The sequence below is a fragment of the uncultured Sphingomonas sp. genome (assembly GCF_902806265.1).
In the GTDB taxonomy this organism is placed as follows: domain Bacteria; phylum Pseudomonadota; class Alphaproteobacteria; order Sphingomonadales; family Sphingomonadaceae; genus Sphingomicrobium.
This window is the reverse complement of the sequence record NZ_CADCVZ010000033.1, coordinates 23,371-34,450: the sequence shown is the minus strand read 5'-3', so window position 1 is coordinate 34,450 and position 11,080 is coordinate 23,371. Positions and strand designations below refer to the sequence as shown.

At 68.1% G+C, this 11,080-nt stretch carries 9 protein-coding genes; 3 read left to right on the top strand and 6 right to left on the bottom strand.

Annotated elements, in window-relative coordinates:
- Positions 1–482: 482 nt before the first annotated feature.
- The gene (locus QZX62_RS07730) at positions 483–3,782 is read right to left on the bottom strand and encodes an error-prone DNA polymerase (protein WP_294173417.1); all 3,300 of its coding nucleotides are present in this window, start codon (positions 3,780–3,782) and stop codon (positions 483–485) included.
- Between the two features lie 53 nt (positions 3,783–3,835).
- Between QZX62_RS07730 and QZX62_RS07725 the strand changes: the two genes are divergently transcribed.
- Both QZX62_RS07725 and QZX62_RS07720 read left to right on the top strand, forming a co-directional pair.
- Positions 3,836–4,087: a type II toxin-antitoxin system Phd/YefM family antitoxin gene (locus tag QZX62_RS07725; RefSeq protein ID WP_294173415.1), complete on the top strand. Its 252-nt coding sequence runs from the start codon at positions 3,836–3,838 to the stop codon at positions 4,085–4,087.
- Between the two features lie 2 nt (positions 4,088–4,089).
- Complete coding sequence (locus QZX62_RS07720) at positions 4,090–4,494, top strand: type II toxin-antitoxin system VapC family toxin (RefSeq protein WP_294173426.1); 405 nt, start codon at positions 4,090–4,092, stop codon at positions 4,492–4,494.
- A gap of 16 nt (positions 4,495–4,510) precedes the next feature.
- Here the strand turns inward: QZX62_RS07720 and QZX62_RS07715 are convergent, their stop codons facing one another.
- The gene (locus tag QZX62_RS07715) at positions 4,511–7,096 is read right to left on the bottom strand and encodes a DUF6504 family protein (RefSeq protein WP_294173412.1); all 2,586 of its coding nucleotides are present in this window, start codon (positions 7,094–7,096) and stop codon (positions 4,511–4,513) included.
- The gene (locus QZX62_RS07710; protein ID WP_294173411.1) at positions 7,011–7,733 is read right to left on the bottom strand and encodes a protein ImuA; all 723 of its coding nucleotides are present in this window, start codon (positions 7,731–7,733) and stop codon (positions 7,011–7,013) included. Before QZX62_RS07710 ends, QZX62_RS07715 begins: the two co-directional genes overlap by 86 nt.
- A gap of 165 nt (positions 7,734–7,898) precedes the next feature.
- On the opposite strand from QZX62_RS07710, the gene QZX62_RS07705 reads away from it, so the two are divergent.
- A complete protein-coding gene (locus tag QZX62_RS07705) occupies positions 7,899–8,852 on the top strand; it encodes a nitronate monooxygenase family protein (RefSeq protein WP_294173409.1) in 954 nt (317 codons plus the stop codon).
- 65 nt (positions 8,853–8,917) lie between these two features.
- On the opposite strand, the gene QZX62_RS07700 is transcribed toward QZX62_RS07705, so the two are convergent.
- Genes QZX62_RS07700 through QZX62_RS07690 form a run of 3 tightly spaced genes read right to left on the bottom strand, consistent with a single transcriptional unit; the run spans position 8,918 to position 11,027 of the window.
- On the bottom strand, positions 8,918–9,361 hold the full coding sequence (locus tag QZX62_RS07700; RefSeq protein ID WP_294173407.1) for a thioesterase family protein: 444 nt from the start codon (positions 9,359–9,361) through the stop codon (positions 8,918–8,920).
- Complete coding sequence (locus QZX62_RS07695; protein ID WP_294173404.1) at positions 9,358–10,503, bottom strand: iron-containing alcohol dehydrogenase; 1,146 nt, start codon at positions 10,501–10,503, stop codon at positions 9,358–9,360. The genes QZX62_RS07700 and QZX62_RS07695 overlap by 4 nt, the downstream gene beginning before the upstream one ends.
- An 8-nt stretch (positions 10,504–10,511) precedes the next feature.
- Positions 10,512–11,027: a DUF1465 family protein gene (locus QZX62_RS07690; RefSeq protein ID WP_366926192.1), complete on the bottom strand. Its 516-nt coding sequence runs from the start codon at positions 11,025–11,027 to the stop codon at positions 10,512–10,514.
- Positions 11,028–11,080: the final 53 nt, after the last annotated feature.

Genomic DNA, 11,080 nt, shown 5'->3' with positions numbered 1-11,080 from the left:
GGTGACCTGCTCCACGATCTTCTGGGCGAACAGGTCGGAGTCGCTGCCCCAGGCAGGAAGTGCCGCCTTCTGACTTGGAGCTGCCACGTAGGCGTAGTGGAAGCCGATCGGAGTGCGGTAGACCTTGAGGTTCTGCTGCCGGGGCATGAACTCCTAACGCGGGATGGTCGCGAGTGTCCCAATGGGTGGAAAGCGACATCAATCGTCGGCTCGGAGCGCCTTTACCAGACACCAAATGCTGAACGCGGGAGGGCCATACAGCAGCAGGAGCATAGCCAGCCAGCCCATTCGCCTCGGGTGACTAGCTCCATGTCCGGCAGCCACGGAGATTTAATCTCCGTTCTTGCCCCAGCTCTCAGCAGCCCACTCGAACAAAGCCGGAGCTTAGCGGGTTGATAATATTTAGGTGTGGTCTGTTCGTGGGGTTTCAGATGAGCGGGTCCTAGGTTGGCGCCCTAGTGCGTCCACTACCTTCTCCATCGCTAGTGGAAGTCGCGGCTCGGTTGGCGGAGGGCGTCTTCAGGGTCGCAGCCGGTGCGGAACGGGGGATGGTAGTGGTTGGTGGCCTTGGGTTTCCAGCCGGGCTCGCCGCGATCGGGGGCACCGCCTCCGGTAGCGCCGTCGCCGGGACTGGTCAGGCGCGGCAGGTCGATGTCGCCCACTGCACGCAGCAGATCGGTATGGTCCTCGATGCGGTCCGCGATAACGTGGATCACTTCCGCTTCGCGCTGCACGGTGCCCTTCACGCTGATCATCGCCGAGGACATCACCACCGTGCGCTGCGCTTCGAAGCGGTCGGGCCACAGGATGATGTTGGCGACGCCCGTCTCGTCCTCGATCGTGATGAACAGCACGCCCTTGGCGCTGCCCGGCTTCTGCCGGACGAGGATAATGCCGGCGACCTCCACCTTGCGGCCGTCCTTGATGCTCTGGAGGTCGCCGCACCGGACGATGCGGCGGCGGGCGAGTTCGTCGCGCAGGAAGAACAGCGGGTGCTGGCGCAGGGTAAGCTGGGTCGCGCGATAATCCTCCACCACCTCGCGCCCGGCGGTGAGCGGCACCAGCGCCACCGGCTCCTCGCGGCGCTCGATCGCTTCCAGCAGCGGCAGCGGGGACTCGCCCAGCCCACGGATCGCCCACAGCGCCTGCCGCCGGTTCAGCCCCAGCGACTGGAAGGAGTCCGCCTTGGCCAGCTTCTCCAGCGTCGCGAGCGGCACGCCCGAACGCCGCCACATGTCCTCGACCGACTTGAACGGCCGCTCCGCGCGCGCGGTCAGGATGCGGGCCGCGTCGACTTCCGCCAGGCCGTGTACGATCTTCATGCCAAGGCGCAGGGGGAGTTGGCTGCCCTCCCCCACCAGCCGCGTGTCCCAGTCGCTGTCGTTGACGCACACCGGGCGGATCTCGACGTCATGGTCGCGGGCGTCGCGGACGATCTGGGCGGGGGCGTAGAAGCCCATCGGCTGGGCGTTCAGCAGCGCCGCGCAGAACACATCGGGGTGATGGCACTTCATCCAGGACGAAGCGTAGGCGATCTTGGCGAAGCTGGCGGCGTGGCTTTCGGGAAAGCCGTAGGAGCCGAAGCCCTCGATCTGCTTGACCAGCTTGTCGGCGAACTCGGGATTGATGCCGTTCCTGGCCATGCCGGTCATCAGCTCTTCTTTGAACTGGCCGACGCCTTGGGTGTATTTGAACGTCGCCATCGCTTTGCGCAGCTCGTCCGCCCGCGCCGGCGAGAAGCCAGCCCCTTCGATCGCCACCTTCATCGCCTGTTCCTGGAACAGCGGCACGCCCAGCGTCTTCTCCAGCACCGCCTTGAGCTTGGGGCTTGGATACTCGAATTCGATGTTGGGATTGCGACGGCGTTGCTCCCGGCGCTTGAGGTAGGGATGGACCATGTCGCCCTGAATCGGCCCTGGGCGAACGATCGCGACCTGGATGGCGATGTCGTAGAAGGTCTCGGGCAGCATTCGGGGCAGCATCGCCATCTGCGCGCGGGACTCGATCTGGAAGGTGCCGAGCGTGTCGGCCTTCTGGATCATAGCAAAGGTCTGGGGATCGTCGGTCTGCAGCTCGTTCGAGGCCAGGGTCAGCTCGATACCTTTGTGCTCGGCAAGCAGGTCGAACGCGCGCCGCATGCAGCCGAGCATGCCGAGGCCGAGGATGTCGACCTTCATCAGGCCGAGCTCCTCGATATCCTCCTTCTCCCACTCGACCACCCAGCGGTTGGGCATCGCCGCGGGCTGGATCGGCACCAAGTTGTGCAGCGGATCGCGGGTGAGCACAAAGCCGCCCGGATGCTGCGACAAGTGCCTGGGCGTGCCGATCAGCTCGCGCGCCAGCTCCAGCGTCAGCGCAAGCCGCGGGTCGCCGCGGTCGAGGTTGAGCGCATCAACATGCTTGTCGGCAACGCCCTCCTCCGACCAGCCCCACACCTGCCCCGCAAGCGCGGCGGTCATGTCCTCGGGCAATCCCAGGGCCTTGCCAACCTCGCGCACCGCCCCACGCGCCCGGAAGCGGCTGACCACCGCCGTCAGCGCGGCATGCCGGTGGCCGTAGGTACGATAGATCCACTGGATCACCTCCTCGCGCCGTTCATGCTCGAAGTCGATGTCGATATCGGGCGGCTCACTTCGGTTCTCAGAGATGAAGCGCTCGAACAGCAGCTGATGCTCGATCGGGTCGATCGAGGTGATGCCCAGCACGAAGCAAATGACCGAGTTGGCCGCCGAGCCGCGGCCCTGGCAGAGGATGCCCTGGCTGCGCGCGAAGCTGACGATCGAGTTTACGGTTAGGAAGTAGGGCGCGTAGCCCATCTGCTCGACCAGCCGGAGCTCATGGTCGAGCAGGTTGAGGTAGCGCTGGTCGGGAACGCCGTCGAACGGCGGGCCAGCAAACAACCGGTCGAGTGCTCGGCGGGCTAGAAAGTCGAGCGCTGCCTGCGGCGACTTGCCGCTGATGACGATTTCTTCGGGGTACTGGTAGCGGATTTCACGCAAGGAAAAAGTGCAGCGTTCAACAATGGCTTCGACCGCCGCAAGAGCTTGAGGATGCTTGGCGAAGCGTCGCGCCATCTCCTCCGGCGGATGGAGACACCGGTCCGCGGACCTTTCCCGCAACAGGCCCAAGCTGTCGATGGTCCGCTTCTCGCGAATGGCGGTAACGACGTTCTGAAGCACGCGCCGGTCCGGCCGGTGGTAGAGTACGTCGCCGGTAGCGAGTGGGGTCAAGCCGAAGCGGCGGGCCTGCGCCTCGATTTTCTGAAGCCGCCATGCATCGCCAGGTCTGCGGTGGTGAGTAAGGCAAAGGTGGCCCCGGTCGTGTCCGAAGATATCGGCCATCCAGTTCAGCTCGGACTCGCTCGCGCCATCGGGGCCGGGAACCAAGGAGGCAACGAGCCCCTCGGCGAAATCGGCGACATCCTGCCAGTACAAGAAGCACTGCCCTTTCTCCCCGTGCTTGGTGTCAGCCCGCGCATTGCCGCGCGAGAGGAGCCGCGTCAGCCGTGACCAGGCGGCAAGGTCTTCCGGCCAGACCAGCAGGGATGAGCCGGTAACCAGGTCCAGTCGGCAGCCTGCGACCAAGCGGATGTCGAGCCCTTGATCGCGCTTGATCTCACCGGTTGCGTAAAGCGAGCGCACCAGCCCCGCGACCGAGTTGCGGTCGGTCACCCCGAGCGCCGGCATGCCCATGGTGGCCGCGGTGGAGAACAGCTCCTCGGGCGAGGAAGCACCGCGGAGAAAGCAGAAGTTGGTGGTGGTCTGGAGCTCGGAGTAGGTCATGGACGCAAACCGGCAAAGTGACTATATAGACTGGTCACTTAAGGAGCTTCGTGATGGGCAAGGTGATCGGCGCAGCCGAGTTCAAGGCGAAATGCCTATCGATCCTCGACCAGGTGCAGGCCACTGGCGAGGCGGTCACCGTAACCAAGCGGGGGAAGCCGGTAGCCGTGCTTAATCCTGCACCAGCTGGCTCGGAAAGGGTCGAGCACAGTGCCATAGGCTTTCTGAAGAGCGATAAGTACCGGGACGATTGGGACCCTGAGATCCCCGCTACCGATCTGGACGATTGGGAAGCATTGCGTTGATTGTGCTCGATACCCATGCGTTGATCTGGGCCGTTCAAGACAATCCGAAGCTGGGTGCCGCCGCTCGAGAACGCGTGGAGAAGGAGGCACGCGAAGACACAATCCTCATTCCGGCTATCTGCGTGTGGGAAATCGCACTGATCGTATCGCGAGGGCACGTCAAACTGCCGTTCGACACCTTGAGTTGGATGCGGCGGGTGCTGAACAGGCCTGGGTACGATCTGGCGCCCCTTGAACCTGACATCGCGGCTGCCAGCGTTGGGCTCGCTTGGGCGCACAAGGATCCTGCCGATCGCATGATCGTGGCAACCGCCTTGCACTGGCGTGCGCCGGTCCTGACTGTGGATCGAACGATCAAAGCTTACGCCGAAACAAGCGATCTTGAGGTAATCGACGCTTCGACGTGACGTGAGCTTCACTTGCTCAACGCGCATGAAGGAACCACTTGAGGTCGCCCGTTTCCGCACGGACGCCGTCGCCGCGGCGGTAAAGCCAGAAGCGCTGGCCGGTCTCGACCTCCACCCGGAAGTAATCGCGGATCGCTTGCCGTTCCGCGGAGCGGCGCCACCATTCGCCGGCGATCCGCTCGGGGCCGTCGGCGCGCACCACGCGGTATGTCCGGCCGCGCCAGGTGAAGCGCCGGGGCGGCTGGTCAGGCAGCTCGGCCATGACATGGTGCACTTGCTCAGGGCGGCGCAGCAGCCGCACCGGGCGGGGCCAGCGCGGGTGCCAGGGGTGGTCGGCCTCGCGCTCGTCGAGGCGGCGGACGTCGTCGCGCTTGAGCGCCCCTGTCCTGCTTGGCGGTGGGTCAAGCGGAGGTGCGGGAGCGACCGAGCGTTCGGGCACGTCGCTCTCGACCGGTTCCACGCGCCACAGCCGCTCGGCTCCGATGCGGTTGGCGAGCGTGTCGACCAGCGGGGCGAGGTCCGGCTCCGCCTCGTTGGCCAAGGCGGCGCCCAGCGCCTCGGGCCCAAGCGGTTCGGCGCGGCGGACGTGGAGCGTCAGCGCGTCAATGCCGTAGCCGGGCTCGATCTCCTCGATCCGCCGGAGCGCGAGGCGCAGCATGTGTCCCGGCTCGCGGGTCGGCCGGGCGAAGCCGAGCCGGAGCCGCTGAGGAACGCCGTCGACCCGGGCTGCGATCAGCTCCACCGCCCGTGCGCCCTGCCCCGCCTCGGCCAGCGCCCGGGCCAGCCTGGGCATGAGTTCGCGCAGCCAGTGCTCGATCGCTTCCGCGGTGGCGATCGGCTCGGCGAAGCGCTGCTCCACGGTGATGGCGGTTGGCGGCACCACCGGGTCGAGCGGTTCGGGGGCGCGACCGGTCGCCTGATCGAGGCGCAGGGTGATGGCCGGGCCGAAGCGCCGGACCAAGGGCGCGCGCGGGACCTCCAGCAATTGGCCGACCGTGTCCACACCCAGTCGGGCGAGCAGCTCGAGCGAAGCTAGGTGGAGGCGAAGCGCGGTCACGGGAAGCGGATGGATGGCGCTGCCATGTGCGCCGGGCTCGACGATCTGCACGGGTGCGGTTCCGTAGCGGGCGAGCGCCCAGGCCGCGCCGGCCGTGTCGGCGATCGTCACGCGGGCGGTGACCCCATGGCGGGCAAGCAGGCGGACGAGGCAGATGGCGAACCGCCTTTCCCCGCCGTGAAGATGGGCCACGCCGGTCAGGTCGATGAACAATCCATCCGCGTCCGAGATCGCTACCGTCGGCGACCAGCGGCGGGCCAGCAGCTCGGCCAGCGCCCGGAGATCGGCGGCGTCGCGGGCCGGATCGGCGGTGCGGACTTCCAGGCCGGGCACCTGGGCGCGGGCCATGGTGAGGGCGGTGCCGGGCGTCAGGCCAAGCGCGCGGGCGGCCGGGTTGACCGCGGCAAGCTCCACGCGCGGACCGACCTTGTGGGTGGTGACCAGGGGCGGCTCGTCGGGCGGCACATGCACGGCCTGGCCAAGCGCCTCATCTTCCCGGCACACCCGTGCCACCACGCTGCCGAGCGTCCGGCCGGTCTGGAAGAAGCGACCCTCGCCGTAGGTCGGCGCAGTGGGCGCGCTCTTGCCGTGGTTGTCGGGGTGCGGTCCTTCGCCCGGGAACTGGACCGACGGCATGGCGGCAAGTTGGGCCAGGCTGGGCGGAGCGATGTAGCCTGCCTCTCCGCCATGACCGTCGCGGGCGCTGCGCTTGGGTGCACGCATGGCGCGCCTCGCAACGATATCCTCGCCCGGACCGTGCACGGGCGGCATCGCGGCAGCCCGCTGAATGGAAAGGGGGCCATGCGGAGCCTCATTGCGGTAGCGGTCGCGTTTGGCTTCGTCCCGCAGGGCCGCGCCGCGCCCGGCCTTGGCGGGGGCATCCTCGCCGGGGAACTGCAGCGGCGGCACCGCGGCCTGACGCTGGGCAAGGCTCGGCCCGGCCCTTCGACCCGGCCCTGGACCGGCCTCGTCGGTCGGCATCGGCCGAAACGGATGGTCGACCAGCTCGCTGCGGCGGGAGTGCTCGGCATGGGTCGGCCGCTGGTGCGGCGGCAAGCTTTCGATCGCTTGCTTGAGGTCCTGCCCGGCCCAGCCGCGGGCACCCGGCTTGAACGGGTGCTCAGCCGCTTCGCTGCGGCGCGACAGCTCGCGCAAAGGTGCCGGCGGCGCGACGCGCTCCTCGGGCGGCCGCGACAGCCCGCCCCGGAACGGGTTGTCGGCGGCGACGCTGACCCGGCCCAGCTCGCGCTGCGGCGGGCGGCGGTGCCCGGGCAGCGCCTCGATCGCGACCTCCACCTCCTCGCGCGAGTCGGCCAAGCCGCTTCCTGCCTCGGCCAAGTCCGACTTCGCCCAGCGCGCGCCAGGACGCCAGCCGCCTTCCTTGGGCACCGAGCAATGCTGCGCGCGTTCGCTCGCCGCCTCGACCCCCAGCGCGTCAAACGCGGCGCGGCCGTCCGCCTCAGCCGACGGCGCGGAGCAGCGCTCGGTCCGCCGCAGCCGGTCGATCGACCAGTCCGGCAGGTAGAGCGAGGCGACCCGTTTCATCTGGAGCCTCCACTTGCAGTTCAAAAGGTTCGCCGCCGCGCTGGCGCACGCAGCGGAGGCGCCAGCACGGGCGGCCCAGCCCATCCCAGGGCACCGGCACGGACGGTGCGCTCGACACTTGCCAGCGCGTCACGGCGGCCGACGGCATGCCGAGCGGGTCGCCGCCTTCGCGCGTCGCACGCTTGAGCAACAGGGCGGCCGTGCGCCCTCCTTCCGCCGCGAGCTGAAGGCGGCGGGTCGAGGCCATGGTCACGCGCTTGGCCTCGCCGATCACGGCACCAAGCCCCCGGTGGCGCAGCCCGTCTTCCATCAGCGCGAGCAGTTCGGCATCGTCGCGCGCCTCCGCATAGATCACGCGCTTGGGGTCGAGCCCTGCCTGGTACAGCCCGGGCGCGAACAGGTCGCGCGAGCGCACCGCCCACAGAATCGGCCCAGCCGTCCGGGCGGCGATGCCGGCCATGAACAGCACCGCCGCGGCGTCGTCGCCCCAGCCCGCACCCTCCCCCGCAACCTCATGCAGCGCGTCGATTCTGAGCCCCTCGCCCGCCAGCCGTTCGTCGATCGCGGGAACGCCGAACGGCAGCACCGGACAGCGCTGCCCGCCATCGCCTTCGATGGCGCGCAGTGCCTCTCGCAACTCGGCAATAGATGGTGTTGAAGCGGTCACAGCTCGACTCGGAACGGCAGATGTTCGTGTTTTGTTCCTGCTGTCGGATGGAGTCAATGCGGCTTGTCCGCATGGGCGTTTGCATTGCGAAGCCGGGATGGTAGCGCCTCGCAACTGAGTTGAGGACGTGAACCGATGAGCTTGCCTGCCGTGCTGGACCGCCTCCGCCTGCCGGTGATCGGCGCGCCCTTGTTCATCATTTCCCATCCGCCGCTGGTGATCGCCCAGTGCAAGGCCGGGATTGTCGGCAGCTTTCCCGCGCTTAACGCCCGGCCGCAGAGCCAGCTCGACGAATGGCTGCACGAGATCAGCGAAGACCTGGCAGCCCACGACCGCGACCACCCGGACGCGCCCGCCGCGCCCTTTGCGGTCAACCAGATCGTTCACCGCTCCAACACCCGCTTCGAGGAGGACATGGCGACTTGCGCCAAGTGGAAGGTGCCGATCGTCATCACCTCGCTCGGCGCACGCGAGGAGTTGAACCATGCGGTGCATGGCTGGGGTGGTGTGACGCTCCACGACATCATCGACGACCGCTACGCCCGCAAGGCGATCGAGAAGGGCGCGGACGGGCTGATCGCGGTCGCGGCGGGCGCCGGCGGCCATGCCGGACGCTGGTCGCCGTTCGCGCTGGTGGGGGAGATCCGCCGCTGGTTCGACGGGCCGCTCGCCTTGTCCGGCTCGATCGCGACCGGCAGCGCGGTGCTGGCGGCGCGGGCGATGGGCGCGGATTTCGCCTACATCGGCTCACCCTTCGTCGCGACGGAGGAAGCCCGCGCCGAGGACAGCTACAAGCAGGGGATCGTGTCGAGCGGCGCGGCCGACATCGTCTACTCCAACCTGTTCACCGGCATTCACGGCAATTACCTGCGCTCATCGATCGTCGCCGCCGGGCTCGACCCGGACAATCTGCCGGAGGGCGGGCCCGAAGCAATGAACTTCCAGGGCGCGAGCGGGGCCAAGGCGTGGCGCGACATCTGGGGTTCGGGCCAGGGCATCGGCGCCATCGACCGGGTGCAGCCCGCGGGTGAGCTGATCGCGCGGCTGGCTGAGGAATATGCGACGGCAAAGTCGCGGGTTTGCGTATGACCGTCATCCCGGCGTAGGCCGGGATCTCGGCCGCCGGTCACACACTCAATTGCTGAGATCCCGGCCTACGCCGGGATGACGAGCCCTTCCAATGCTCTTCGCCAAGTCTCAGGCCATGCCACCGGCCGCCGCGAACTGCGCGCCACCGCTACATGCACGAACTCGCCCTCCGCCGTGGCCGCTTCCACCTCGGGGGAAGCGAACACGCCGATACGGTAGCGCACGCTCGACCGCCCAAGCTCCGCCACCGCAAGACCGACGTCCACGTCAACCGGAAAGGCGAGCGGCCGATGGTAGGTGCAGCGGGTGTCCACCACCAGCGCGATCGGGTCACCGGCGGCGATGTCGAGCAGCCCGCGTTCGACCAGCCAGCCGTTCACCGCGCTGTCGAACCATTGATAGTAGACGGTATTGTTGACGTGGCCGTAGGCGTCATTGTCCGCCCAGCGGGTGGTGAAGCGGCGCCACGCCCGGAAGCCGTCGCGCGTTGCCGGGGCAGGCCGGCTCACCAGGCCGCCTCGTAGAGGCGCTGGGCGTCGGCTTGGCTGATCTCGACCGGGTTGTTCTGGAGCAACCGTGTCTGCTTCATCGCCTCGCGGGCGAGCAACGGCGCTTCGTCCTGGGCGATCCCATGATCGCGCAGGCGCAGCGGCAGCCCGGTGGCGGAAGCGAGCTCGTCCAATCCTTCGATCAGCCTGGCCGCGCATGCCTGCGTTCCCTCGCCGGCGCAGCGCGGATCGAGGATCGGCCCGAGCTCGGCGTAGAGCCCTCGCGCCGCTTCCAGATTATGACCGAGCACGTGGCGCAGCATCAGCGCATTGCTGAGCCCGTGGGGAATGTGGTGCAGACCGCCGAGCGGGTAGGCCAGTGCATGCACGCCGGCGACCGGAGCATTGGCAAAGGCCAGTCCGGCCAAGTGCGCGCCGAGCAGCATCGCGCTTCGTGCATCGCGGTCGAGCGGCTGCTCGCAGGCGGTCAGCAGGTTCGCGGCAAGCAGCCGCAGCGCTTCGCGGGCCAATGCGTCCGAGACCGGGTTCTTGAGCCTCGCGGAGGTATAGGCTTCGACCGCATGGACGATGGCGTCGAGCCCCGTGGCCGCGGTGACGTGCCGCGGCAGGCCGAGTGTCAGCTCGGCGTCGAGCACGGCCCAGTCGGCGGTCAGCGGCCGTGCGTTCACCCCCATCTTCACCCCGCCCTCGCAGGTGATCACGGAGATTGGCGTCGCTTCCGAGCCGGTGCCGGCAGTGGTCGGAACCAGCGCCAACGGCAGCCGCGGGCCGGTGGCCTGGTCGACGCCCCAAATGGCGTCGAGCGTGTCGCCAGAGCCGAGCAGGTAGGCGGCGAGCTTGGCGACGTCCATCGGGCTGCCTCCGCCAAAGCCGATTACCGAGGCGGCACCCACCGCGCGACCTGCCTCGACCGCGGCCAGCAGGGTGGCACGCGAGGGATCGGCCTCCACCGCATCGAAGATTTCGACCGTTCGTCCGCTCGCTTCCAGCGCGAGGATGCACGGATCGGGCAAGCCGAGGTGGCGAACGCCGGCATCGGTCACGAACAGCACGGGTCTGGGAGGCAGTTTTTCGGCCAGCTCAACGGCCCGCCCCGCGCCGCTCAGCAACCGAGGCCCGGGATGAAAGGCGAACGGGAGCATGCCGCCCTCTAAGCCGTCAGGTCACGCCCGGAAAACAGGTCACGCTCAAGCCGCCCCATCAAGGCGCGGGCGGGGCTGGTGACGGGGGTCTCGGCCGAGGCTTCCTCGTCCAGCCGCTTCACCCGGGCATAAAGATCCTGGCTTGCGCTCACCAGCCGCTGCGCGGTTGCGGGAAGCTGCACAACAACCGCCTCATCGCTGTCCCCGGCATGACCCAGCCGCCGGTCGGGCCGGCGCTCGCTGCCGGGATTGATCTCGCCGCTTTCCACCGCTTTCTGGGTCAGCAGCCAGGCCACTATGTGCATGATGCGGGTGGTGACTTTGAGCGACTCGCACGCGAAACCCACCCGCACGAACGAGTCCAGGGTTGTCCGTTCCTCGCGACCCGCTTCGTCGAAGTAGGCCCGGGCCTCGTCCGCCAGCAGCATCGCTTCAATATAAAGGCTTTCGATCAGGCGAGGGGTGATCCGAGCCTCCGGTTGATAGTCGTCGATGTCCTGCATGGCTGTTCCAACCAGTGCCACGAATGTTCACCGCTGCAAACGCTCCGTGCAAACAAGCGTTCGGCAGAGCTCCA

Excerpts from the sequence above, each read along its gene's own strand:
- QZX62_RS07730 (WP_294173417.1), bottom strand. The coding sequence starts at position 3,782 with ATGACCTACTCCGAGCTCCAGACCACCACCAACTTCTGCTTTCTCCGC.
- QZX62_RS07725 (WP_294173415.1), top strand. The coding sequence starts at position 3,836 with ATGGGCAAGGTGATCGGCGCAGCCGAGTTCAAGGCGAAATGCCTATCG.
- QZX62_RS07705 (WP_294173409.1), top strand. The coding sequence starts at position 7,899 with ATGAGCTTGCCTGCCGTGCTGGACCGCCTCCGCCTGCCGGTGATCGGC.
- QZX62_RS07715 (WP_294173412.1), bottom strand. The coding sequence starts at position 7,096 with ATGAAACGGGTCGCCTCGCTCTACCTGCCGGACTGGTCGATCGACCGG.
- QZX62_RS07695 (WP_294173404.1), bottom strand. The coding sequence starts at position 10,503 with ATGCTCCCGTTCGCCTTTCATCCCGGGCCTCGGTTGCTGAGCGGCGCG.